The organism is Streptomyces venezuelae ATCC 10712, assembly GCF_008639165.1.
GTDB classification, from domain to species: Bacteria; Actinomycetota; Actinomycetes; order Streptomycetales; family Streptomycetaceae; genus Streptomyces; species Streptomyces venezuelae.
The window spans coordinates 7748807-7773458 of the sequence record NZ_CP029197.1; the positions used below are offsets into that span (position 1 = coordinate 7748807).

The window sequence follows — 24652 nt, forward strand, 5'->3', positions numbered from 1 at the left end:
GTCACGACAGGGCCTCCTCTGCGTCCCGGGCGACGCCGTGCGCCGCGTCGTCCGACAGCACCGTGGTGCCCGTGGCCTCCTCGGTCAGGACGCCCCGGAGCACGGCGTGCGGGGTCCGCCCGTCGAGGACGTGGACCCGCCCGACCCCCGAGCGGACCGCGCGCAGACAGCCCTCCATCTTCGGCAGCATCCCGCCGGCCAGGCCGGGGAGCAGCGCGTCCAGCTCACCGGCCGTCAGCCGGGGGATCACCTCGGTGCTGCGCGGCCAGTCCGCGCAGAGCCCGGGGACGTCCGTGAGCATCACGAGCCGGTCGGCGCCGAGGGCGACGGCCAGGGCCGAGGCGGCGAGGTCGGCGTTCACGTTGTAGATCTGCCCGTCCGCTCCCCGGGCGACCGGGGAGACCACCGGTATCCGGCCCCCGGCGAGCAGGTTCCGCACGGTGTCCGGAGCGACGGACACGATGTCTCCGACGAGCCCGATGTCGACGGCCCGCCCGTCCACCCAGGCGGGCCGGCGCACCGCCGTCAGCGTGTGGGCGTCCTCGCCCGACATGCCGACGGCGAAGGGCCCGTGGGCGTTGATGGCGCCGACCAGGTCCCGCTGCACCTGCCCGGTCAGCACCATCCGGACCACGTCCATCGCCTCCGGCGTGGTCACCCGCATGCCCGCCTCGAACCGCACCTCCAGGGCGAGCCGGTCGAGCATCGAGCTGATCTGCGGACCGCCGCCGTGCACCACCACCGGGTGCAGCCCCGCGTGCCACAGCTCGACGACGTCCTGCGCGAACGACCGGCGCAGCGCCGGGTCGTCCAGGGTGCTGCCGCCGCACTTCAGGACGACCGTCCGGCCCTGGAGCTCCTCGCACCACGGAACGTCCGCCGCCGGCAGGTCCACCGGGTCCACCCCGCGCACGGCGCGCTGCCCACCGAGCGTCCTCATTCCCGTTCCCCCTCCGCTCATGAGCTGTAGGCGCTGTTCTCGTGCACGTACGCGGCCGTCAGGTCGTTGGTCCAGATCTCCGCCGACGCGTCCCCGGCGCGCAGGTCGACCGTGACGGTGATCCGGCGGCCCGACATGTCGGCCTTCTCGCGGGGCTCCCCGGCCGCGCCGTCCCGGCAGACCCAGACGCCGTTGATGGCCACGTCCAGGCGGTCGGGGTCGAAGGCGGCGTCGGTGGTGCCGATGGCGGAGAGCACCCGGCCCCAGTTGGGGTCCTCGCCGTGCAGGGCGCACTTGAGGAGGTTGTTCCGTGCCACCGAGCGGCCCACGGTCACGGCGTCCTCCTCGGACGCGGCGCCGACGACCGCCACCTCGATCTCCTTCGACGCGCCCTCGGCGTCCGCGATCAGCTGCCGCGCGAGGTCCAGGCAGACGGAGTGCACCGCCTCGGCCAGCTCCCCGTCGGCCGGGGTCACGCCGGACGCGCCCGAGGCGAGCAGCAGCACGGTGTCGTTCGTGGACATGCAGCCGTCGGAGTCCACCCGGTCGAAGGTGGTCCGTACGGCGGCGCGCAACGCGGTGTCCAGCCGCGGCCCGTCGGCCACCGCGTCCGTGGTGAGGACCACGAGCATGGTGGCGAGCCCGGGGGCGAGCATGCCCGCGCCCTTCGCCATGCCGCCGACGGTCCAGCCGGACCGCGACACGACGGCGGTCTTGTGGACGGAGTCCGTCGTCTTGATGGCCACCGCCGCGTCCTCGCCCCCGTCGGAGGCCAGCCGCTCCGCCGCGAGGGCGATGCCGGCCGTGATCCGGTCCATGGGCAGCGGCACCCCGATGAGGCCGGTGGAGCAGACGGCCACGGCGTCGGGGGCGAGCCCGACGGCCGCGGCGGTCCGCTCGGCCATGGCCCGGGCGTCGTCGGCGCCGGCCGCGCCCGTGCAGGCGTTGGCGCCGCCGGAGTTCAGGACGACCGCGCGGACCCCGCCGTCGGCGAGGACCCGTCGGGACCAGCGGACCGGTGCCGCCTGGACCCGGTTGGAGGTGAAGACTCCCGCCGCGGCCGGTGCGGGGCCCTGGTTGACCACCAGGGCGAGGTCGGGATCGCCGGACGCCTTGATGCCGGCGGCCACCCCGCTGGCGAGGAATCCTCGGGCGGCGGTCACGGTCACGGAGCCACTCCATTCATGGGCAGGCCGAGCCCTTCGGGCAGGCCGAGGGCGACGTTCATGCTCTGCACCGCCCCACCGGCGGTGCCCTTCGTCAGGTTGTCGATCGCGCTCACGCAGACGAGGCGACGGGCGGCAGGGTCGACGGCCACCTGCACCTGCACGGTGTTGGATCCGAGCACCGCGCCCGTGGACGGCCACTGGCCCCGCGGTAGCAGCCGGACGAACGGTTCGTCGGCGTAGGCCGCCTCGAACACCTCGCGGACCTCGTCGAGGCCGCCGTCGGCGGCCACGTGCGGGCGCAGCCGGGCGGAGCAGGTGGCGAGGATGCCGCGGGGCATGGGGGCCAGGGTCGGGGTGAAGGACACGGTCACCGGCTCGCCCGCCACCAGGGACAGGTTCTGGACGAGCTCGGGGGTGTGCCGGTGCCCGCCGCCGACGCCGTACGGGGTCATGGACCCCATCACCTCGGAGCCGAGCAGGTGCGGTCCGGCCCTCCGGCCCGCGCCCGAGGTGCCACTGGCCGCGACGACCACGACCTCGGGTTCCACCAGGCGTGCGGCGTGGGCGGGGGAGAGGGCGAGGGTGACGGCGGTCGGGTAGCAGCCCGGCACGGCGACCCGGTTCGCGCCCTTCAGCTCGTCCCGGGCGCCGGGCATCTCGGGCAGCCCGTAGGGCCAGGTCCCGGCGTGCTCGGTGCCGTAGAAACGTTTCCACTCGACCGGGTCGCGCAGCCGGAAGTCGGCTCCGCAGTCGATGACGAGGGTGTCGTCGCCCAACTCCCGGGCGAGCGCCCCCGACTGCCCGTGGGGCAGGGCGAGGAACACGATGTCGTGTCCGCCGAGCGCCGCCGCCGACGTCTCGGTGAGCGTCCGGCCGGCGAGCGAGGTCAGCTGGGGCTGCACCTGGCCGAGCGTGAGCCCGGCACTGCTGTGCGCGGCCAGGACTCCGATGTCGACGCCGGGGTGGGAGGCGAGCAGGCGGAGGATCTCCCCGCCGGCATAGCCACTGGCTCCGGCCACCGCGACCCGTAAGGTCATGTTCTTCCGTCTCTCCTGGCGTGTGGGGACGACGGCGCACGCCCGGGGCGGACACCCCGGACCGACGCACTGGAAATTAACTTAGCCTAACCTAAGTAACTCCGGTGCGGAATGGCCGCGATCGCTTACGTGGCTCCAGCGGGGGCCGACAACTCCCGCCAAGCGCCATGGAGTTGACGGGCGGGGTCTGACCCCCGGCCGATGCGGGCCTCGCTCCCCGGCGCGCCGCCTAGCTCGGCCTCCAGGCCACGGCCGGCGAGGCCGGTGCGGACGGACGCCGAACGGCTCAGCCCCGCGCACCCCACGCCGTCGTCAGGCCGTCCAGCCACGCCGGCGGGAGCTCCGCGGCGTCCCACTCCTCGTGCAGCGCCGACGGCGACGCCGCCAGCCGCTCGAGGACGGCCACGCTGGTGGGGGAGTGGACCAGGGAGTAGCGGCCGTGGATCGCGATCGGACTGCCCGGCCCGTACTCCGCGTACACCCGCTCCAGATGCGCGTGATGGGCCTCGGCGAACGCGCTCAACCGCCCCGGATACCCGGCCCGCTGCCGGGGACTCATCGTGCGGAGCACCGCGCCCAGTACCTGCTCGGTGACCTCGGGATCGAGGTCGGAGACATCGGCGAACGACAGGTAGAGCGGCGTGATCGCCACCTTCGCGCGCTCCATCTCCGCCCGCCCGACGGGCGACCGCTCGTCGGGCGAGGTCGCCGAAGGGCCCGAGGTGACCGCATGGACCAGCGCCCGCTCGGCGAGCGCGGCGAGCTCACCGGTGACGGCGAGGGCGCCGTCGGACCAGCCGGCCGCGTACGACTCCCCCCGCTCGCCCGGCGCGCTCCGCCGGGACCCGGCGATCTCCGCGTGCGCCCCGGCCAGCGCGCCCGCCTCGACCAACCCGATGAGCTCCTCCGCGTCCCCCGTGTAGACCCCCGCGCGGGCGAGAAGCTGGAGGAGCGTGCTCTTCGCGTTGACGACACTGGCCGCGTCGAGCTGCTGCTGCCGTCCCTCGTCGGCGGTGTTCATGGGGGGTCCTCCTCGTCGTACGGACGGCGCGGTGCGGATGTGCGGAACGCTCAGTTCGAGCCTACGCAACGGCCGTTCCCTCAGGCCCCGCATCCTCCCACCACCGCGCGCGTCGCGAACGCCCGGCGGGCGGCGCACGGCGAAACGGAAGAAGAACCCGGGCCCGCGCACGCAGCGGCGCCGTCCTCGGTCCGAAGGGCCGGGCACAGAGCCCGGCCGCCGCTCACGACTCCTCGGCCACGGGGCCGCCCGACGGCCGGCCCGGCCTCCTCCTGCGGTACACCACCATCGCGCACACCGCGAGGACGAGGACGGCCACGGCGGCCACCCCGAAGGCCGTCCGCCCGGCGAAGAGGCGACCGAGGACTTCGAGGACGCCGAGCCCCGCGGTCGCGTAGATCAGCGACCAGGCCGCGCCACCGAGGAACAGGGCGGGGAGGTAGCGGGGCAGGGGCATGCGCATGCTGCCCGCGAGGAAGTTGGCGGCGGTCTGGAAACCGACGGTCAGGAAGGAGACGGCCACCACCGGCGCGCCCCACCGCTGGATCGCCCGCTCGGCACGGCGGAACTTCGGCGAGGAGATCCGCTCGGAGAACCTGCTGCGCCGCGCGCCGGCACCGGCGAGCCAGCCGACGGCGAACGTTCCCCCGGCCCGCAGCAGGACGATGACGTAGAGGGCGCCCGCGGTGAGCGCAATCTTATCCACGAGACCCCGCCCCGCGCTCCGGGCCCGAACCCGCTGCGCCCGTCAGCCGCACGGGCGTCCCGCCCCGACGGGCGTGAGCCCGGTCACCGTCTCTCACCTGCGCCCGCCTCTGCACGTCGGTCCTGTGGGGTGCCTGCCGTGGCCTGGGAACCCTACCCGTACGCCCGGCAAGGTTAGCCTAACCGAACGAACATCCAGGGTCCCCGGCCGCCCGCGGCATCCGCCGAGCCCGCGCGCGCGTCGCCGCTCACCAGGTCATGATCGTCCAGGCGCCGGCCAGCGAGGCCACGTAGAGCACGACGCCGACCGGGAGCAGGACCCACGGCGTACGTCCGCGCCGCCAGGCCCACACCCCCAGGCCCGCCGAGACCGCCGCCGCGACGCCCAGGCCCACCCAGGGCAGCGCCCACACCGACAGCATGCCGACCGGGGTGCACACGGGGGCCGGGTTCGTCGACCCGCAACTGTCCGTCGCGAAGATGGAGACGTAGAGCGCCATCGTGTCGATCATCAACCCGCACCCGGTCAGGGCCGCGATCGTCACCAGGTAGGCCGTGGGCCAGGTGGCCCGGGTAGTGCCGGGGGTCCCCCGCATGTGCGCGTTCATGATGCCCCGCTCCGATCCGCGTCCGCGTCGCCGTGCGCCCGCCTCGTGTGCCTCGACGCCACGGTAGGAGGGGAGGTCCGCCCGCGTGATGAGCACGGGTACTCATCCGGACCTGGGTGACGCAGGGAGCGACTGCCCGAGTCCCGCGCTCCGAGCGACGGCCCGGGAGGCGCAACACCCGCCGTCCCGTCTCGTTGTCCAGACCATGAACAACATCGCAACGCGGCGGCGCCTCCGCCTCCTCGCCACCGGCCTCGCCGCCCTCGTCCTCGGACTGACGGGCACGCAGAGCACCTACGCGAGCCCCGCCGACCAGGGCTGCCCGACCGCCGAGATCTTCGCCACCGACAACACCTCGATCATCACCGACCCGGCCGACCCCCGGCTCCGGACCCGGCTGACGCGCTTCGACCACGAGGTGCGCACCCTCATCCGCGCCCACGGCGCACGCCCCGCCGCGTCGACGCTCCTCGACGGCGTCTTCTGGTCCGACGACCTGAAGCAGGCCACGTACGAGCGGTCGCGCGAGTTCGACGTCAACAGGGTGGACCGCGACGGGCTCCACCACATCGCGGGCGTCATCGCCAAGGAGTACGACCAGGAATCGGTGCTCACCTTCCGCTGTCTGCCCCGGACCTCCCCCGAGACCGACGCGGTCGAGATCGAGGTGCCCGGAGTACGGGTGAGCGGCCTGCGCGACGCGCTCGTCGCCGATCCCGAGGCCCGCGAGAAGCTCGGCGGCGGCTCGGTCACCCTCGACGGCCGCCTCCTCCTCGTGGCCCCGATCGCCGAACTGCCCTTCGCCCGCACCTTCGTGACCGGACTCGGCGCGGACTGGAACGAGGCCCGAGTACGGTACGGAGACCGCGAATTCGTGAACTGACCGGCCACGCCCCCGCGCCGGGTGCGGGCCGCCGTGATCGTGGCGCTCCCGGATATCCGGGCACCTCGACCTGGCTGGCGCGCAGATCGCTCACGCCTTCTGGCTTGAGGACTACTGGTTCGAGGAGAGCGTGGACCTCTCCGGAGCGTCGACCCAGTCGATCGCGATCGTGGGCAGCCGGGTGCTGAGTGCGACGCCGTCGGACCCCTCGGGCTGACCCTGCTGGGCGCACTGTCCTTCGGCACGCACTCCTGGGGATTCGCATCCTCAGCCGGATCCGAGCGCCCTCGCCGCACTTTGACCAGCCGTCAGGGCCGGCCGCTGCCGCTGATCTGTCGAGAGAGCTCCTCGAAGAACTCCTGCAGACCGGCTGCGGCAAGGTCGAACTGATCGAGCCAGGAGGGCGTGGTCGACCTCCAGATCCGGCCGGAACCGGCCAACGCGAACACGTGACCGCCCCCGTCGCTGGCGAATACCAGGGCAGGCTCTTCCCCGTCGATCTGGACGGCCCCGTACTCGCGGAAGTGGTCTGCGACCAGCGTGGCCGGGTGGACGAAGTAGCCGTTCTCCACATCGGGCAAGGAGACCTCGTCGATCACCCAGTACATCGTGGTCAGATCCGAGGGAATCGGTGTCAGCTCCACGAGCGCCGTATCGACATGCTCGCACCAGCCGCGAAGCCATTCGGCGTCAAGCCGATCGTCAGTCACGGTCAGTCCCTTCCGCCTGCGTCGCGACCCGCCCATGCGAGCCCGGAAGAACCTACAGGAGCGTTCACGCAGACCCGGCCAGAGCCTTGAAGCCGGCTCCCCATCGCTTCGGGGGCAGGCCGCGCCCGGTCCCGACACGGAGTCCCTGCTGACCGAGTACGCCCTGGTTTGCCAGTAGTTTCTTGCCCACCCCAACAGGAGCGGAGAGTCCGGTGAAGACGAGAGCCGCGACCGTCTGGTTCACGCCGGTCTTGCGCGCGCTCACGGTTCTGCTGGGTGCGGGGTCATTCGCATTGGGGGCGCTTGCGGTGTTCGCGACCCAGAACGGGACCGGCGCGGCCGCGTTGATCGTGTTCGGGGGCGTCTTGCTCCTCCTCGCTCTGCTGGGCAGTCGTGTCGAGAGCCTTGAGTTCGGAGGGGCCACTCTGAGGCTGAGGGCCGCCGCTGCGGAGAGGTTCGAACTGGCGGAGGAGTCCGAACGTCTGGGCGACACGGCCACAGCGCGTCAGTTGCGGGTGGAGGCGAGGACCCTGATGGACGCTGCCGGGCCCATCGCCGCCGACTACGGCTCGGTGCGCGGATCGATGCGTCCCGGTGCCACACGTACCCGGGCCCTGGAAGAGGTGGTTGCCCGGGCGCGCCGCTTGGCGGAGGGGCAGTCCTTCGAGTCGGCCGAGGTCTTGCGTTGGTTGCGGGAAGGTACGGCTGAAGAGCGCATCACCGCCTTGGCGATGATGCAGGCCAAACCCGAACTGAGGAACTTCGAAGCCGCCCTCGCCGCCATTGCGCACCCCCGTACTCCTTTCGAGCAGTACCACGCCATGCGGCTCGCGATGCAGATGGTCGACGGGCTGGACGGGGGCCAAGCCAGGCGGCTGGCTGAAGCAGTGGAGAGGCAGAGAGGCATTCGCTTCCGAAGGGACTCGGATCGCGCGAGGCTTCGCGAGGAGATCCTCCAGAAGGTGCACGGGCGCTCGTAGGAACGGTGGCGGGCCGGCCGATCGAATGAGCGGGCCGCCCGACTCGCTGACGGTACGTCGCTCACCAGGCTTCCCCACTCCATCGGGAACGGAAGGAACTGGGGCAACCGGTCGCCCGCGCCGCCCCGCGCGCGGCCGCGTCCGGCAGACTGCCCGCATGAACGAACGCCGGCAGGTAACGGGGCTCGAAGCCCACGCGGCGGGCGGCACCGGTCGCATGACCCTGTGCGACCCGCGCGACATCGGCATGGGCCACGTCGTGAGGCGGTACGTGCAGGCGACGTACTGGGGCCGGCCGCGCTACCTGGAGATCGACTCCGCCCTGTACGCGCGGCCCGAGGGGCCGGGCCGGCGCCGCTTCGTCCGCCGCGTCCTCCGGGACGCGGCGGCGGTCACCGACGCCGAGCTGGACGCGCTGCTCAACTACGAATGGCGGTCGCGGCTCACGGCGGCCTGGCTGATCGGAGTGGACCGCCGGGCCTCGTACCGCGAGCGGATCGGCACCCTGCTCCTGGACAGCGAGGTCTGCTTCGCGGGCGTGGGGTACTGCTTCGCCCTCGCCCGCCTCGGCACCCGCGCGGACGCCGAGCTCCTCGTCGCCTATCTGGACCGCTACCTGGCCCGGCCCGAGCTCGACTACGACCAGGCGGCTGCCCTCGGCGCCCTGCTCCGGCTCGACGCGGAACTCGGCACGGCGTACGCCGACCGGATCGACGCCCCCGACGGCCCCTGGGACACCTGGGTCGGGGAGCAGGCCGGCTCCGACGCCTCCTCGTTGGCGCCGGAGCGTCTGCGTGCGTGGACCGACCTCCGGTGCGACTTCGCGGACGGTTGGACCCGCCCTTGAGGCCGCACCGGGGTCGCGCGGAAACCGTCTAGCCGGCGTACGTCTCGAACTCGGCGATCCGTGGCGTGCCGCTCGCGCCCGTGATCTCGAAGGTGATCTTCTTCAGGGCCGTCCGGGGGACGGAGATCGTCCCCGCCCCGCTGCCGGAGGTCAGCACGGCGCCGGTGTCGCCGTTCAGGACGAGCCAGGAGCCGATGACGCCCGTCGCGCCCGCCGCCTCGCGGATGACGATGCGGGAGACCGTGGTGGCGCTGCCCCACTTGATCGACACGGAGCCGGTCGAACCGGCCGGAGACCAGTGGGTGCCGAGGTCCCCGTCCCGGACGTTGCCGTAGCTGGTGCCGTCGGCCTTGCTCGAACCGTCGGACCCGGCACCGATGCTGAGGTTCGTCCCGCCGGGCTGGGTCGGTCCGGGCGTGGAGGGCGTCGGGCTCGGGGTGGGAGTCGTCGGCGCGGGTGTGGTCGGCGTGCCCGTCGGCGTGGGCGTGGGTGTCTGCGGGGAGCAGCTGCCGTTCGACACCTGAAGTCCCTTGCCGGCACCCGCCGTTCGGCTCACGACGTCCGGCACGCAGGTGGCCGGGTCGAGGCTGAAGGCGTAGGGGATGGAGACGGTGGTGTTGGACTGCGGGTCCGGCCCCGCCGGGTTGTTGTCGGTGCCCCGGGCGGACCAGGTCACGTTGTCGTAGACGTTGCCGCTGACCTGCCAGTACCCGGCGGCGTCGGTGTAGAAGGTGCCGAGGACGTCCTTGGAGTCCTCGAAGTAGTTGTTGTCCACCTTGGCGTGGGCTCCGGCACGGGAGTTGATGCCGGACTCGTTGATCCGCAGGTAGTGGTTGTTGTACATGTGGGCGGTCCCGCCGCGCAGCAGGGGCGCGCGCGAGTCGATGTTCTCGTACAGGTTGTGGTGGTACGTGATGAAGCTGTTCGAGAGTTCGGTCTCGCTGGACCCCACGAGGCCGCCGCGCCCGGATTTGCGCAGGATGCTGTACGACAGGGTCACGTACCGGGTGTTGTCCTTCATGTCGAAGAGGCCGTCGTAGCCCTCGGACTCGCCGCCCGAGGCCTCCAGGGTGGAGTGGTCGACCCAGACGTTGCGGACGTCGCTCTCCATGCCGATGGCGTCGCCGCCGTTGGACAGCGGCGAGCCCGACTTCTTGACGTTCCGGACCGTCACGTTCTGGATGATGATGTTGCTGGACTCGCGGATGTGGATGCCGAGTTGGTCGAAGACGGCGCCGGAGCCGACCCCGACGAGCGTGACGTTGCTGATCTGCTTCAGCTCGATCACTCCGGCGGCGGTGTTGCAGCTGGGGCCGGACACCTTGGCGGTGTTGGCGTGGTTGATCGTTCCCTCGACCTCGATCGTGATCGGGGTGCTGCTGCTGGCCCGTCCGCACAGGGCCGCGTGGATGGCGGTGCCCGTGGTGGCCCGTACGGTCTGGCCGCCGGCACCGCCGGTGGTGCCGCCGTTCTGGCCGGCGTAGCCGGTGGCGCCGCCGGCCGCCGCCGATGCCTGGGGGATCGAGAGCACCACGCCGGTCGCGGCCGCCAGGGCCAGGGTGGCCAGTGCCGCGTGGAGCCGGAGTGCGACTGGTCGTCTCATGGTCGCCGTCCTTTCCGTCTTCGAACGCTGGGGCAGAAGAAACCGTCCATGGGCAGGCCTGGGCGAGCCGTCCACGGACGGATGGAAAGCGCTTTCTTTCCCGGAGAATAGGGTGACCCCTGAGGCGTGGCAAGGCTCCGCGCAACAGCCGCCTCCCGGCACCGCCGGGCTGTCCCCGGCCGACGAGCGGCGGATTCCGCCTTGTCACGGCGGCCTTGATCACGTAGCGTCCTCCGACGTGAACACCGGACCGGCGCAGCGACGCCACACACAGACGGGCCATCCGGTGGACGACTGACCGCTCCGTGGGTGCTGCGACAGCACCCCCGGGATTCGGCACGAGGACCCCCCGGTGCGCAGGCACCGAGAGTCCCCTTCGTATCGAATCGACAGCGAGGTCATCCACATGGCAGTCACGTTCAACCACACCATCATCGCCGCCAAGGACCGCCACGAATCGGCGCGGTTCTTCCGGGAGTTGCTGGAACTTCCCGAGGCGCCCTCCTGGGGCCCCTTCGTCAACGTCCAGCTCCCCGACGGCGTCCTGATCCAGTTCGCCGAGCCCCCGGTGGACATCCAGATGCAGCACTACGCCTTCCTCGTCGACGACGAGCTGTTCGAGCGGGCGTACGCGCGGCTCTGCGACCAGGGGGTCGAGCACTGGGCCGACCCGCAGATGAAGCGACCCGGCGAGACCAACACCGAACACGGTGGCCGCGGGGTCTACTTCAAGGACCCCGCCGGTCACGCCTTCGAGCTGATCACCCGGCCGTACCTGTAGAGCGTGCGAAAGCGCCTGCCGGGGGCGGTCGTCCGCCCCCGGCAGGCAGGCAGGCAGGCCGTCGTCCCGCCCGGCCCCGGAGCCCCGCCCCGGGGCCGGGCTCCGGCCGGCCGGTGACCGGTTACCCGTCCAGGAACTCGCCGTCGCGCGCCACGACGACACCGCCGTGCACCACCATGTCCCGGCGCGGCATGTCGACGACGACCTGCGGCAGGCACTCGCCCCTGACCAGGACGAAGTCGGCCGGGGCGCCCGCCGAGAAGTCGGCGTGCGCCAGACCCATCACGTCCGCGCCGCCGTGCGTCGCGACGCCGTAACAGTCCTTCAGCTCCTCGTCGAGACGGACGTCGGTCACCCAGCCGAGGATGTGCGCGCGATGCATCATGTCGGCGTTCCCGAACGGGCTCCACGAGTCCCGCACGCCGTCCGAGCCCAGCCCCACCCGCACCCCGTGCTCACGCAGCCGCGCGATCGGCAGAACGAGCGAGTCCGACGGGGCGACGGTGGTCAGCGCGATGTCCTGCTCACCCAAGTCGGCCGCGATCGAACCCAGTTCACGGTCCGTCAGACCCGGCAGGCAGAAGACATGACTGACGGTCACCTTGCCGGCGAGCGACAGGGCGCGGGTCCGGTCGACGATGCCGCGCATCGCCTTCATGCCCTTTTCGCCGCGATCGTGCAGATGGATGTCCACGCCGACGCCGTGGCGGTCCGCGATGCCGAAGACGACGTCCAGCTGGTCGTCGAGCGCCTCGTCGAAACCGATCGGGTCGATCCCGCCGATCATGTCGATGAGCCCCTGGCGCGCCGCCTTCTCGAGCAGCGCCGCCGTGCCGGGCGTCCGGATGACGCCGTGCTGCGGAAAGGCCACGATCTGGACGTCGAGGGCGTGGCGCAGCCGCTCGCGCGCCGCCGCGACGCCCTCCACGCCGGCCAGTCCGTAGGCCGGTGCCACGTCGGCGTGGGCGCGCATCGCGCGGGTGCCGCGCGAGACGGCGTGGGACATCAGCCCGTACGCCCGCTCGACGACGGGGCGGCGCTGGCTGCGGAACAGCTCGACGTCCTGGGCGACGTAGTCGGCGATGCCGCTCGCCGGGCGCCGGGACACCCAGGAGCCCTTCCAGGTCGTCTTGTCCGGGTGGATGTGCGCGTCCACGAGCGACGGCAGCGCGATCCGGCCTCCGCCGTCGACGACCCTCGCGCCGCGCGGCGCCGGTCCGTCCGAGACGCGTCCGTCGACGACGACGAGGTCGGTGGCCTTCGCCGCGCCCAGGACGCGCACGTCACGGAAGACGACCGCCCGGTGACGGCGCCCCGAGCCCCCGTGCGCCGCCTCGGCGGACACGGACGCCGCGGCCGGTGCGGTGGCGGCCTGGGCGGGCGCGGCGGTGGCGGCCGCCGTGGCCGATGCACCGGCCAGGGCGGCGGCCCCGGCCAGCATCGTGCGACGGGAGAGCGCGCCGGAGGGGGAGGGGGAGGTCGACTGCATGGGGGCTCCTTAGCCGCGGCGCCGCTTGCGGCGAACGGGTGGGTACGGGGCGGGGGTTGGGACACCCGGGGTGCGGGTGCGGGATGGTCGGGAGCGCGTACGCGAGGGTGCGCGGGTTCGGCGGGAGCGCGTACGAGGGCGGGCGTGAGTCAGGCCAGCGCACACGGCCGCGGGTTCGGCGGGAGCGCGTACGAGAGCGGGCGTGGGTCGGGCCAGCGGCGCACACCGGGGCGCAGGTTCGGCGGAAGCGCGTACGAGTGAGACCCCGGGCGCCCGGCCGGCCTACGCGAGGCCGCGGGCCCGGCCGGGGTAAGCAACGGCACGGGCTCGGCCGACGTACGGGAGGGCGCTGATCCGGCCGGAGCAGGTTCCGTCAGGCGCGCGGCTCCGGACGGGCACGTACGTCCGGTCGGGCAGCCGCGGGAACCCCCGGAGTTCCTACGCGCCCGGGCACCGCCCAGCACGCATAGAGGGAGGCATCCGCCGTCGGCCGGAGTTCGTACGCGCCCGGGCGCCGCCCCTCAGACCTTTACGCCCGCCCGGCCGGGAGGATCGCGTCGCCCGCGTAGCCGCGGGCCAGGAGGCCCGTCCTGCAGTGGAGGCCGAGGCGCCGGGCGACGCCGGTTGTCACGGTGCGGATCGCATCGAAGGCCCGGAGGCGGCCGCCGCCGGGTCTGGCGCCGCCACGGCACCGGCGAGGGAGGCTGCTCCAGTCAGGACGCCACGGCGGGTCAGCGTGCTGGGCGGCGGCGGGGTGGCTTCGACGCGCATGGGTGCTCCTTGGGGGAGTGGGCCGACGGCTTCCGCATTTTGTATACCAAGCTGGAGGCGGTGGACAAGGGTGAGAGCCCAAACGTGCGGAAAGTCCCGTTCCGCACCATCCTTGGTCGTCGGAGGGATGCGCGATCAGCGGTCTTGGTATACGAATGGTGGAGGCGCTCAGCCGAAGAGGGAGCGCAGGGCGACGGCCCTGCTGTCCCGGACGTGCAGCAGCGTGCTCGCCGCCGCTGCCTCCGCGTCGCCCGCCGCGATGTGCCGGTACATCTCGGCGTGCTGGGCCCGCATGTGCGCGGGCTCCTCGCGCAGCCCGAACACCAGCCGAAGCTGCCAGCTCAGCTGGTCCATGGTGCGTACCAGCAGCGGGTTGCCCGACAGTTCGACGACGCCCTCGTGGAACGCCGTGTGGGCGGCCACCTCGCGGGTCCCCTCGTCCGCCGCGGCCGCCGACTCGGCCTGGTGGAGGGCGGCCTCCAGGGCGGCGAGCCCTTCGGTGTCGCCCGCCGCGCGCGCCCGGGCCGCGAGCCGGGAGGCCTGGACCGCCAGCGGCTCCCACACCTCGTACAGGTGCTCCACGTCGGCGCGTTCCAGGCGCCGTACGCGCACCCCGCTGTGCGGGAGCAGTTCGAGGAGGCCCTCGGAGACCAGCGCGCGCAGCGCCTCGCGCACCGGTACGCGGGACATGCCGAGCTCCTCGGCCACCTCGCGCTCGACGAGACGGGAGCCCTGCGCGTAGCGCCGGTCGACGATGCGCTGGAGGACGGCTTCCCGTGCGCGCGTGCTGAGCGATGTCACGATCCCCGGCCTCTTCCCGTCCCGTTCGTCCTGCACGGCCCCGTGTGCGGGTGCCCGGCCCGAGGATACGTCGGGCCGCGCGCGACCATCGGTCAAGCGGTCGGGGTCTGTTGGTCCGCGCCGATCGGCCCCGGCTGTGGTACTGCCTTACAGAGACATCGTCACGTTTGAGATGAAATACGGCATTGCCGCGAAAGGTGTCATCTGTGTCAGAGGAAGAACAGGGGCCGGAGGGTCGCCGAGCGGGGGCCGAACGGACCGGCCGGGAAGGGCTGCCGGTGACGGCGGACCTCCCCGGACGTCCGGACCAGCACCACCGTGCCCGTACCGACCGGATCGTCTTCGGCGTCACCGCCGTCCTGACCGTGGCCTTCGTCGTCTGGGGCGCCACGGCCACGGAAAGCCTGGAGAAGGCGTCGAGCGACCTCCTCGAAGGGCTGATCCGCAACGGCGGCTGGGCGTTCATGCTGGCCGCGTCCGGCTTCGTCGTCTTCGCGCTCTGGCTGGCCATCAGCCGCTACGGCCGGATCACCCTCGGCCAGGAGAGCGAGGGGCCGGAGTTCCGGACGGTGTCGTGGATCGCCATGATGTTCAGCGCGGGCATGGGGATCGGCCTGATGTTCTACGGCGTGAGCGAACCGCTCGCGCACTACGGCACCCCGCCGCCCGGCACCCATCCCGTGGACTCGGCCGAGCGGATGCAGACGGCCATGGCCACCACGCTCTTCCACTGGACGCTCCACCCGTGGGCGATCTACGCCGTCGTCGGACTCGCCATCGCGTACTCGACGTTCCGCAAGCGGCGCCGGCAGACGATCAGCGCCGTCTTCGTCCCGCTGATGGGGGAGAAGCGCGCGTACGGCGGACCCGGTCGGGTCATCGACATCCTGGCGATCTTCGCCACGCTGTTCGGCTCGGCCGCCTCGCTCGGGCTCGGCGCGCTCCAGATCGGCAGCGGCTTCGAGGAGCTGGGCTGGATGGAGAAGACGGGCACCGGGCTGCTCGTCGCCATCATCGCCGTCCTGACCGTCGCCTTCGTCCTCTCCGCGGTGTCGGGGGTGGAGAAGGGCATCCAGTGGCTCTCCAACATCAACATGGTGCTCGCCGCGATCCTCGCCGTCTTCGTGTTCGTCGCGGGCCCCACCATCATCGTGCTCGACCTGCTGCCCACCTCGCTCGCCGCCTACTTCGGCGACCTGCCGCAGCTCGCCGGCCGCACGGAGGCGACCAGCGGGGCGAACATCCACGACTGGCTCGGCAGTTGGACGGTCTTCTACTGGGCCTGGTGGATCTCCTGGACGCCCTTCGTCGGCATGTTCATCGCGCGGATCAGCCGGGGCAGGACCATCCGGCAGTTCGTCGGCGGAGTCATCCTGGTGCCCAGCACGGTCAGTCTGATCTGGTTCGCCGTCTTCGGCGGCACGGCGATGAAGCTCAGCGAGCAGGGCGATCTGGCGGGGGAGAGCACCCCGGAGGGGCAACTCTTCGGCGTGCTCCAGGAGTTCCCGATCGCCGGTGCGATGAGTCTGCTCGTGATGATCCTGGTCGGCATCTTCTTCGTGTCGGGCGCGGACGCCGCATCGATCGTGATGGGCACGCTCTCCCAGCGGGGCGCCTTCGAACCCACCCGCCCCGAGGTGGTCTTCTGGGGCGTGGTGACCGGAGCCGTCGCCGCCATCATGCTCCTCATCGGCGACGGCCAGGGCGACGCCCTCGCGGGCCTGCAGAACCTCACCATCCTGGTCGCGGCGCCGTTCGTCCTCGTGATGATCGGCATGTGCGTCGCCCTGATGCGGGACCTCCGCAAGGACCCGCTGATCGTCCGGGGCGAGGTCGGCGTCGAGGTCGTCGAACTCGCCGTGATCGCCGGCCACGAGCAGTACGACGGCGACTTCGAGCTGAGGATCGGCCCGGGCACCCAGGACGCCGGCGACCCCTGACCCACCCGGCTCCCGGGCCGTGACCGCTCATGCCCGGCCGGCGGCCTTCTGGGTCCTGCGGGACAGGGAGTCGACGACCACGGCGGCCAGCAGGACCGAACCCGTGATCATGAACTGGACGGCGTTGCTGACACCCATGATGTTCATGCCCGACTGGATGGAGCCGATCACCAGCGCACCCAGCAGCGCCGACCACACCGAGCCGCGGCCGCCGAAGAGGCTCGTACCGCCGATGACGGCCGCGGCGATCACGTTCATCAGGAGGTTGCCGCCGCCGGACGTCTGACTGGCCGACTGGATCTGGCCCGCCAGGAAGATGCCGCCGATCGCCGCCATCGTCCCGGCGATCGAGAACACGCTCATCCGGACGAACGCCACGCTGATGCCCGCCCTGCGCGCGCCCTCGATGTTGCCGCCGACCGCGAAGATGCGGCGGCCGTACGTGGTGCGCCGGAGCACGAAGTCCAGGAGCACCAGCAGGATCAGGAAGATGAGGAGCGCCAGCGGCAGGCCTTGGTACTGGTTGAGGATGTACGCCGCGGCGAACGCGAGGGCCGCGATCACGACGGTCCGCAGGACGATCTCGCCGACCGGCCGGAACGGCACCCGGGCGGCCCGCCGCCGCTGGGCGTCCAGGAGCGAGGCCGCCAGGAACAGTCCGACCCCGACCGCCGCCGTCACATAGGCGGCCGCCGGGCTGTGGTAGATCGTCGAGTACAGCTTGGAGACGATGCTCTCGCCGGGGATGTTGACCGTGCCGCTGGTGCCGAGCACCTGGAGCATCAGTCCGTTCCAGGCGAGGTTGCCCGCCAGTGTCACCACGAACGCCGGGACGCCGACCTTCGCGAAGAAGAACCCGTGGATCAGCCCGACGGCCGCACCGCCCGCAATCGCGACGAGCAGCGCGAGCCACTCGTTCATGCCGTTCAGGACGTTGAGCACGGCGAAGATCGCGGCGCACAGTCCGCTCACCGAGCCGACCGACAGGTCGATCTCGCCGAGCAGCAGGACGAAGACGATCCCGACCGCGATCATGCCCGTGCCGACGATCTGCTGGCTGAGGTCGGACAGGTTCTGCGCCGAGAGGAACGTGCTGTTCAGACTGCCGAACACGGTCCAGATGATGATCACCGCGAGGACGACGGGCAGTGAGCCGAGTTCGCCGCTGCGCATCTTGCGCCGGAACTCGTCGACGTATCCCTTGACCCCCTCCTCGCGGACGAGGAGGCGGGCGTCGACGGCGGGCACCGCGCCCGGTGCCGGTTCCTGGCTCGCGGTGTCGTCGGCGGGGGAGGGGCCGCGGCCTCGGTCGCGCTTCATCGCTCCTCCTCCTGCTCCCGCTTGCGCGCCTGGCGGCGGGTGACGGCGCTGTCGGTGGCCCCGGTGATGGCCGAGATGATCTCCTCGGTCGTCGTGGAGCGCTTGTCGAAGAAGCCGTTGTTCCGGCCGAGCCGCATCACCGCGATCCGGTCGGCGACCGCCATCACGTCCACCATGTTGTGGCTGATCAGGATGGTGCCGAGGCCCTGCTCGCGGAGCCGCTCGACGAGGTCGAGCACCTCGGCCGTCTGCTCCACGCCGAGGGCGGCGGTGGGCTCGTCCAGGATGACGACCTTCGGCGCGCCGATGAGGGAGCGGGCGATCGCCACCGTCTGGCGCTGACCGCCGGAGAGGGAGGCGACGGGGATGCGGACGCTCGGGATGCGGATCGACAGGGTGTCGAGCAGCTCGCGCGCCCGCTGGTCCATCCGGACCTCGTCCAGGACGCCGAAGCGCCGCAGTTCGCGGCCGAGGAAGAGATTGGCGACCACGTCGAGGTTGTCGCACAGGGCCAGGTCCTGGTAGACGGTGGCGATCCCGAGGTTCTGTGCGTCGTGCGGCCGGTGGATGGAGACCGGCTTCCCCTCCCAGGTGATGACGCCCTCGTCGGGCGGGTTCACCCCGGCGATGGACTTGACGGCGGTCGACTTGCCGGCGCCGTTGTCGCCGACGAGGGCGACCACCTCACCGGCGTGCACGTCCAGGTCGAAGTCCTTCAGCGCCTGGACCGCGCCGAACCGCTTGGAGATCCCCCGCAGGGAGAGCACGGGTGATTCCGACACCGGAACCGCCTCCTCCGCTCGCCCGCCCGCGCGGGCCGCTCCGCCCCGTGGGGGCGGGGCGGAAGGGCCGTCGCGCGACGGGATGGAATCCGGACGCGGCTACTGGAGGCCGGCGTCCTTGCACGCAGCGGCGTACGTCGGGGTGCAGATCTCCTGGACCGTGTAGAGGCCGTCCTTGACGACGGTGTCCTTGATGTTGGTCTTGTCGACCACGACCGGAGTGAGCAGGTTGGCCGGGACCTTCTCGCCGCTGCCGCTGGTGACGGTGGTGGGCGTCAGGTCGGCCGGCAGCGCCTTGCCCTCGGCGAGGTTCACGGCCATCGTGGCCGCGATGTCGGCCTCCGGCTTGTACGGCTTCTCGACGGTGATCGTCTGGGTGCCGAGCAGGATCCGCTGGATCGCGTCGAGCTGGGCGTCCTGGCCGGTCAGCGGCACGTTCATGCCCGCCGCCTTCAGGGCGGTGGCGATGCCGGCGGCCAGGCCGTCGTTGGCCGAGTAGACCCCGACGATCTTGTCCTTGCCCAGGGCGCTGATCGCGCCGGACATCTGCTGGTTGGCGTTGTTCGGGTCCCAGTTCGGCGTGTCGTACTCCTTGCCGATCTTCACCTTGCCGTCCAGGACCGAATGCGCGCCGGCCTTGAACTCGGCCGCGTTCGGGTCGGTCGGCGACCCGTTGTGCATCACGATCTCGCCGCTCCCGGCCTTGTCGCCGAGCGCGTCGAGGAGCGCCTTGCCCTGCAGCTCGCCCACCTTGCGGTTGTCGTACGAGACGTACGCGTCGACCGGGCCCTGCGCGAGACGGTCGTACGCCACGACCTTCACGCCCGCGTCCCGGGCCTTCTGCACCGACGACTGGATCGACTTGGCGTCCACGGCGTCCAGGATGAGGACCTTGTCGCCCTTGGCGAGCGCCGTGTTCACCTGCTGTTGCTGGGTCGTGGCGCTCTCGGCCGCGTTGTAGTAGTCGATCTGGGCGTTCGGAGCCAGTTCCTTGATCTTGGCCTCGATGTACGGCCGGTCGAACTTCTCGTACCGCGTGGTCTTGCTCTCCGGCAGCAGCAGACCGATCCTCACGTCGCCCTGAGCGGCCGATCCCGCGTCCGGCTGGACGGCCCCGCTGGTCGCCACCACTCCGAGGCAGAGGGCGGTGGCTCCCGCGAGGGCTATCGCGCCCCGCAATGTACGGGTCATGGGAGGCTCCTTCCGTACGCCCCCTCCCGCCGCCGGGTGAGCGCGGGAACGAGGATGCACATGTGGCCTATATATCGACATTAGCGTCAAGCTGGGGACCGGCAAGCGGGTGAGCCGGCACCGCCCCGGCCGTGCGCCGATGCCCCGGCCGTGCGCCGACGCCCCGGGGTGGGGCACCCTGGCGTCCGTGCCGACGCCTCTGACCCTCGCCTCCCGCGACCCCCTCGCCCTCGCCGTCACCGAGGCCGTCACCACCGGCGACCTCGACACCCTGCGCGGTCTGCTCGCCGCGCACCCCGGGCTCGCCCGGGCCCGGGTCGTCGAGGACCGGGAGGGCCGCGGCCCCGGCGGGCGGACCCTCCTCCACCTCGCCACCGACTGGCCGGGTCACCGGCCCCGGGGCCCCGAGACCGTCGCCCTGCTGGTCGCCGCCGGGGCCGACCCCGACGCCCGCTTCACCGGGGCCCACCGCGAGACGCCGCTGCACTGGGCGGCGAGCAACGACGACGTCCCGATGATCGACGCGCTGGTCACCGCCGGAGCCGACATCGAGGCCGACGGCGGCGTCATCGCCGACGGCACGCCGCTGGCCGACGCCCGCGCCTTCGGACAGTGGCGCGCCGCCCGCCGCCTGCTGGAACTCGGCGCCCGCCCCACCTTCCAGGACGCCGCCACCCTCGGCCTCCTCGACCGGGTCGAGGCCCGCCTCACCGCGACCCCGCCACCCTCGCCCGAGGAGATCACCCAGGCCTTCTGGGGTGCCTGCGAGGGCGGCCGGCTGCCCACCGCTGCCCTCCTGCTCGACTCCGGCGCGGACATCGACTGGATCGGCTGGAACGACCTCACCCCGCTCGACGTCGCCCGCGCCGAGAACGCCGAGGAGGTCGTCGCCTGGCTCACGGCCCGCGGCGCACGGCCCCGCACCGGGTGACCGACGTGCCGCAGGGCCTCGGTACACGTCAGTACACGTCCCGGACGTACCGCCTGTCCGCCGCCAGCTGCTTGACGTAGACCCCCGCCGACTCCTCGTCGAGGCCGCCATGGGTGACCGCGATGTCACGCAACGCCCGGTCGACGTCCTTCGCCATCCGCGCCGCGTCGCCGCACACGTAGAAGTGCGCGCCCGACTGCAGCCAGGACCACAGCTGCGGTCCGCGCTCCCGCATCCGGTCCTGCACGTACACCTTCGTCCGCTGGTCACGGGAGAAGGCGGTGTCGAGCCGGTCCAGGGTGCCGTCGGCGAGGAACCCGGTGAGCTCTTCGGCGTAGTAGAAGTCGGTGGCGCGGTGCTGCTCGCCGAAGAACAGCCAGTTCGGGGCCCGGTGGCCGAGCGCCCGGCGCTCGTCGAGGAATCCCAGGAACGGGGCCACGCCCGTACCGGGACCGACCATCACCATCGGCGTGCTGGGGTCCGCCGGGGGCCGGAAGTGCGGGGCGGACCGGACGAACACCGGCACCGGGGCGCCCGGTTCGGCATCGGCGAGGAACGGCGAGCAGACCCCCTTGCGGGGCCGCCCGCGAAGGTTCTCGTAGCGTACGACGGAGACGGTCAGGGACACCTGGTGCGGGTCGGTGAGCGGGCTCGACGAGATCGAGTACAGCCGTGGCACGAGCCGTCCCAGCACGTCCGCCCAGTCCTGCGCCGTGGCGCGTACGGAGTGCTCGGCGAGGACGTCCACCGCCTGCCGGCCCCAGGTCCACCGGGCCAGGCCGTCCTTGTTGTCGGGCCGCAGGAGCCGCTTCAGGTCCCGGTCCCCGGTCCGCTCGGTGACGAAGCCGAGGAGGGCCGGGGTGACCCGCGTGATGTCGAGGTGACGGTGCAGGGCCTCGCCGAACGGGACAGGGCCGTGACCGGGGAGCGCCACGGCGGAGTCCGCGTCGAGTCCGGTCACCGCCAGCCATTCGGCCACGAGCTCCGGGCAGTTGACGGGCCGCACCCCGAGGGCGTCCCCGGCCTCGTAGCTGAGCGGCGCCCCGGTCCCGCTGGTGTCGAAGGTGAAACGGCGCACCTCCTTGCCCGCGCCCGGCAGGCTGAGCAGCCGGTTGCCGACCAGCCGGGCCGGTGTGGTGACGGGCCCGGACCGGCGGGCGGGCGCGGCGGTCGGCCCGGGTACCGGGGCCGGCGCGGAGGCCCGCGCGGCCTCGGGAGCCCGCGCCGTCTCCGACAGACCGGCGAGGACCTGGTCGAGCCAGGCGAGTGCGGACGGCTCGTAGTCGGGTTCGCAGTCCGTACGGGGAGCGAGCCGGACGCCGCCGAGTTCGTCGAGGCGATGGTCCAGGCGCCGCCCGTGCCCGCAGAAGTCCCCGTACGAGGAGTCCCCGAGGGCCAGGACCGCGTAGCGGCGCCCGTCGAGGCGCGGGGTGTCGGGCGCGGCCAGCGCGTCCCAGAAGCCCGAGCCGTTGTCGGGCGCGTCCCCGTCCCCGAACGTGCTGGTGATGAGCAGGAGGTCGGCGGCCGGCGGCAGCGCCGTGAGGTCGGTCTCGTCCATTCCCGCGAGCGCCGCCCGGTGGCCGGCCGACAGGAGCCGCTCGGCGGCCGCCGCCGCGAAGTCCTCGGCGTTGCCGGTCTGCGAGGCCCACAGGACGACGACCTCGCGGCCCGCCGTGGCCGCGGCGCCGACGGCCGGGGCCTGCGGCGCGCGGGAGTACAGGCCGGCCAGGACACCGTTCACCCAGCGGGCGTGGTCCTCGCGGAACGGCGCCCCCGGCGGCAGGACGGGGACGCCGGGCGCGCCCGTCTCCAGACCGGCGAGGAAGCCCACGAGGTACTGCCGCTCCTCGGCGGTCAGCACCGGCGGCGGTGCGGGGTCCAGCCCGAAGGCCGCGGCGGGACCGGGCGCCGGGCCGCCGGCCGGGATCACCACCCCGGGGACCGGGACGGGCTCGGGGGCCTCGGGGGCTCGGGTCGTGGCCGCGGGGACGGGCGACTTCGTCAGCCGCACCGCGCAGACCTTCAGCTCGGGCTGGAAGGAGAGCGGGTCGACGGCGTCGTTGGTGACGGCGTTGACGCTCAGGTCCGCGCCGAAGAGGTCGTTCCAGTGGAAGGGGGCGAAGCAACTGCCCGGCGCCACCCGGTCGGTGACCACCGCCGGGAGCACGGCCCTGCCGCGCCGGGAGGCGATCTCCACGGGATCGCCGTCCGTGACGCCCTGCCGCAGGGCGTCCTCGGGGTGCAGCTCGACGAAGGGCTCCGGGTTGAGCTTGTTGAGCTTGGCGACCTTCGCGGTCTTGGTGAGGGTGTGCCACTGGTGCTGGAGCCGGCCGGTGTTGAGGACGAACGGGTAGTCGTCGTCGGGCATCTCGGCCGGGTCGATGTGCGGCCTGGCGTGGAAGACCGCGCGGCCGCTCGCGGTGGGGAACACGGGGCCCCCGGAGCCGGCCGAGTCGGAGCCCGCCGCGTCGGAGCCGGAGCCGCGCACGTACCGGACGGGGTTCCGCGCCGGCCCTCCGCTCGCGGCCGGCCACTGCACGGGAGTGGTGCGCAGCCGCTCGTACGACACCCCGCTCAGGTCGTACCCGGTTTTCGGGTTCCCGGCGCGCCTGATCTCCTCGAAGACCTCCTCGGCACTGTCGTAGGAGAAGGCCTTCTCGTACCCCATCGCGTGGGCGACCCGGGCGATGATCCGCCAGTCGGCGAGGGCCTCGCCCGGCGGGTCGACGGCCGGGCGGGCGAGGGTGAGGTTGCGTTCGCTGTTGACCAGCACGCCCTCGGTCTCGGTCCAGAGGGCCGCGGGCAGCACGACGTCGGCGTAGGCGTTGGTCTCGGTGTCGGCGAACGCGTCCTGGGTGATGACGAGTTCGGCGGCCCGCAGGCCTTCGACGACGGTGGAACGGTTGCCGACGGAGGCGACCGGGTTGGTGCAGATGATCCAGCAGGCCTTGATCTCCCCGTCGGCCATGCGCCGGAAAAGGTCGACGGTGCCCTGGCCGGAGCCGTCCTCGCGGATCGTGCCCGGGGGCAGGTCCCAGAGTTCCTCGGTGAAGGCCCGGTCCTCGGCGACCAGGGCCGAGCGCTGGCCGGGGAGCCCGGGGCCCATGTAGCCCATCTCGCGGCCGCCCATCGCGTTGGGCTGGCCGGTCAGCGAGAAGGGGCCCGAGCCGGGGCGGCAGATCGCGCCGGTCGCCAGGTGCAGGTTGACCAGGGCGTTGGTGTTCCAGGTGCCGTGAGTGGACTGGTTGAGGCCCATGGTCCAGCAGCTGGTCCATTCGCCGGCCGTGCCGATCCACTCGGCGGCCGAACGGATGTCCTGCTCGGGTATGCCGGTGACGCGGGTGACGGCGGCGGGCGGGTAGTCCGCGAGGAACGGGGGCATCGCCTCCCAGCCCTCGGTGTGGGCGGCGATGAAACCGGCGTCGGTGTGCCCGTTCTCGTGGAGCAGGTGCAGCAGCCCGTTGAGCAGCGCGAGGTCCGTGCCCGGCCTGATCCGCAGGAACAGGTCGGCCTTCTCGGCGGTGGCGGTGCGCCGCGGGTCGACGACGATCAGCTTCGCCCCGGCCTTGACGCGCTCCATCATGCGGAGGAACAGAACGGGGTGGCAGTCGGCCATGTTGGAGCCGATGACGAGAAAGACATCGGCCTGGTCCAGGTCGTCGTACGAGCCGGGCGGACCGTCGGCGCCGAGCGAGAGCTTGTAGCCGGTGCCGGCGCTCGCCATGCAGAGCCGCGAGTTGGACTCGATCCAAGGGGTCCCGATGAAGCCCTTGGCGAGCTTGTTCGCGAGGTACTGCGCCTCCAGGCTCAGCTGGCCCGAGACGTACAGCGCGACGGCGTCCGGCCCGTGCTCGTCGACGATCGCGCGCAACCGGCGCGCGGTATCGGTGAGGACCCGGTCGGTGTCGGCGGGGACGAGGCCGGCCCCGCGCTCGTGCCGTACGAGCGCGGTCGTCAGACGCCCGGGGGCCGCGAGCAGCTCGGCGGTCGTCGCGCCCTTGGTGCACAGCCGGCCCTGGTTGGCCGGGTGGTCCTTGTCGCCCGTGGCCTTCAGGACCGTCCGGCGTCCGTCGGGCCCGAGGCCCACGTCGAGAAGCATCCCGCATCCCACACCGCAGTACGAGCAGACGGTCCGCACCTGCT

21 protein-coding genes are annotated in these 24652 nt (G+C 72.4%); 6 read left to right on the forward strand and 15 right to left on the reverse strand.

The features are described from left to right. Window position 1 precedes the first annotated feature (1 nt). The 6 genes from argB to DEJ43_RS35370 all read right to left on the reverse strand — a co-directional run bounded on the left by argB (window position 2) and on the right by DEJ43_RS35370 (window position 5480). The gene (gene argB, locus DEJ43_RS35345; RefSeq protein ID WP_015038250.1) at window positions 2-940 is read right to left on the reverse strand and encodes an acetylglutamate kinase; all 939 of its coding nucleotides are present in this window, start codon (window positions 938-940) and stop codon (window positions 2-4) included. Between the two features lie 17 nt (window positions 941-957). After that, window positions 958-2109 (reverse strand): bifunctional glutamate N-acetyltransferase/amino-acid acetyltransferase ArgJ, encoded by a 1152-nt coding sequence (gene argJ / locus DEJ43_RS35350; RefSeq protein ID WP_015038251.1) that lies wholly within the window; start codon window positions 2107-2109, stop codon window positions 958-960. Next, a complete protein-coding gene (argC, locus tag DEJ43_RS35355) occupies window positions 2106-3146 on the reverse strand; it encodes an N-acetyl-gamma-glutamyl-phosphate reductase (RefSeq protein ID WP_015038252.1) in 1041 nt (346 codons plus the stop codon). The genes argJ and argC overlap by 4 nt, the downstream gene beginning before the upstream one ends. Window positions 3147-3432: 286 nt before the next feature. Then, a complete protein-coding gene (locus DEJ43_RS35360) occupies window positions 3433-4167 on the reverse strand; it encodes a hypothetical protein (RefSeq protein ID WP_015038253.1) in 735 nt (244 codons plus the stop codon). Between the two features lie 223 nt (window positions 4168-4390). Then, entirely contained in the window at window positions 4391-4873 is a 483-nt protein-coding gene (locus tag DEJ43_RS35365; protein ID WP_015038254.1) for a DedA family protein, read from the reverse strand. Window positions 4874-5120: 247 nt separating this feature from the next. After that, window positions 5121-5480, reverse strand: coding sequence for a hypothetical protein (locus DEJ43_RS35370; RefSeq protein WP_015038255.1), 360 nt, complete (start codon window positions 5478-5480; stop codon window positions 5121-5123). A gap of 205 nt (window positions 5481-5685) precedes the next feature. On the opposite strand from DEJ43_RS35370, the gene DEJ43_RS35375 reads away from it, so the two are divergent. Next, complete coding sequence (locus DEJ43_RS35375) at window positions 5686-6363, forward strand: hypothetical protein (protein ID WP_015038256.1); 678 nt, start codon at window positions 5686-5688, stop codon at window positions 6361-6363. A gap of 111 nt (window positions 6364-6474) precedes the next feature. On the opposite strand, the gene DEJ43_RS37695 is transcribed toward DEJ43_RS35375, so the two are convergent. Continuing rightward, window positions 6475-6612, reverse strand: a complete 138-nt coding sequence (locus DEJ43_RS37695; protein WP_158506280.1) for a hypothetical protein — start codon at window positions 6610-6612, stop codon at window positions 6475-6477. Between the two features lie 59 nt (window positions 6613-6671). Continuing rightward, window positions 6672-7073 (reverse strand): hypothetical protein, encoded by a 402-nt coding sequence (locus DEJ43_RS35380; RefSeq protein ID WP_015038258.1) that lies wholly within the window; start codon window positions 7071-7073, stop codon window positions 6672-6674. Window positions 7074-7285: 212 nt separating this feature from the next. On the opposite strand from DEJ43_RS35380, the gene DEJ43_RS35385 reads away from it, so the two are divergent. Beyond that, window positions 7286-8053: a hypothetical protein gene (locus DEJ43_RS35385; RefSeq protein WP_041663250.1), complete on the forward strand. Its 768-nt coding sequence runs from the start codon at window positions 7286-7288 to the stop codon at window positions 8051-8053. A 157-nt stretch (window positions 8054-8210) separates the two neighbouring features. Continuing rightward, a complete protein-coding gene (locus tag DEJ43_RS35390) occupies window positions 8211-8900 on the forward strand; it encodes a DUF6000 family protein (protein ID WP_015038260.1) in 690 nt (229 codons plus the stop codon). 28 nt (window positions 8901-8928) lie between these two features. On the opposite strand, the gene DEJ43_RS35395 is transcribed toward DEJ43_RS35390, so the two are convergent. Then, window positions 8929-10503, reverse strand: coding sequence for a pectate lyase family protein (locus DEJ43_RS35395; protein ID WP_015038261.1), 1575 nt, complete (start codon window positions 10501-10503; stop codon window positions 8929-8931). A 406-nt stretch (window positions 10504-10909) separates the two neighbouring features. Here DEJ43_RS35395 and DEJ43_RS35400 point away from each other — a divergent pair, with 406 nt between their 5' ends. Next, window positions 10910-11284 carry a VOC family protein gene (locus DEJ43_RS35400; RefSeq protein ID WP_041663252.1) on the forward strand — a complete coding sequence of 125 codons (375 nt, stop codon included), beginning with the start codon at window positions 10910-10912 and terminating at the stop codon, window positions 11282-11284. Window positions 11285-11405: 121 nt separating this feature from the next. Here the strand turns inward: DEJ43_RS35400 and DEJ43_RS35405 are convergent, their stop codons facing one another. Further along, complete coding sequence (locus DEJ43_RS35405; RefSeq protein WP_015038263.1) at window positions 11406-12773, reverse strand: amidohydrolase; 1368 nt, start codon at window positions 12771-12773, stop codon at window positions 11406-11408. 939 nt (window positions 12774-13712) lie between these two features. Further along, complete coding sequence (locus tag DEJ43_RS35410) at window positions 13713-14348, reverse strand: GntR family transcriptional regulator (RefSeq protein WP_233448107.1); 636 nt, start codon at window positions 14346-14348, stop codon at window positions 13713-13715. 269 nt (window positions 14349-14617) lie between these two features. Here DEJ43_RS35410 and DEJ43_RS35415 point away from each other — a divergent pair, with 269 nt between their 5' ends. Continuing rightward, a complete protein-coding gene (locus tag DEJ43_RS35415; protein WP_051026236.1) occupies window positions 14618-16285 on the forward strand; it encodes a BCCT family transporter in 1668 nt (555 codons plus the stop codon). Between the two features lie 27 nt (window positions 16286-16312). Here DEJ43_RS35415 and DEJ43_RS35420 read toward each other — a convergent pair whose 3' ends face one another. The 3 genes from DEJ43_RS35420 to DEJ43_RS35430 form a co-directional block, all read right to left on the reverse strand. After that, window positions 16313-17605 carry a sugar ABC transporter permease gene (locus tag DEJ43_RS35420; RefSeq protein WP_015038266.1) on the reverse strand — a complete coding sequence of 431 codons (1293 nt, stop codon included), beginning with the start codon at window positions 17603-17605 and terminating at the stop codon, window positions 16313-16315. Continuing rightward, a complete protein-coding gene (locus DEJ43_RS35425) occupies window positions 17602-18387 on the reverse strand; it encodes an ATP-binding cassette domain-containing protein (protein WP_015038267.1) in 786 nt (261 codons plus the stop codon). Before DEJ43_RS35425 ends, DEJ43_RS35420 begins: the two co-directional genes overlap by 4 nt. A 99-nt stretch (window positions 18388-18486) precedes the next feature. Further along, window positions 18487-19578 (reverse strand): sugar ABC transporter substrate-binding protein, encoded by a 1092-nt coding sequence (locus DEJ43_RS35430; RefSeq protein WP_015038268.1) that lies wholly within the window; start codon window positions 19576-19578, stop codon window positions 18487-18489. Window positions 19579-19765: 187 nt separating this feature from the next. On the opposite strand from DEJ43_RS35430, the gene DEJ43_RS35435 reads away from it, so the two are divergent. Then, window positions 19766-20509: an ankyrin repeat domain-containing protein gene (locus DEJ43_RS35435; protein ID WP_233448027.1), complete on the forward strand. Its 744-nt coding sequence runs from the start codon at window positions 19766-19768 to the stop codon at window positions 20507-20509. Between the two features lie 28 nt (window positions 20510-20537). On the opposite strand, the gene DEJ43_RS35440 is transcribed toward DEJ43_RS35435, so the two are convergent. After that, window positions 20538-24608 (reverse strand): bifunctional nitrate reductase/sulfite reductase flavoprotein subunit alpha, encoded by a 4071-nt coding sequence (locus DEJ43_RS35440; protein ID WP_041663255.1) that lies wholly within the window; start codon window positions 24606-24608, stop codon window positions 20538-20540. Window positions 24609-24652 lie beyond the last annotated feature (44 nt).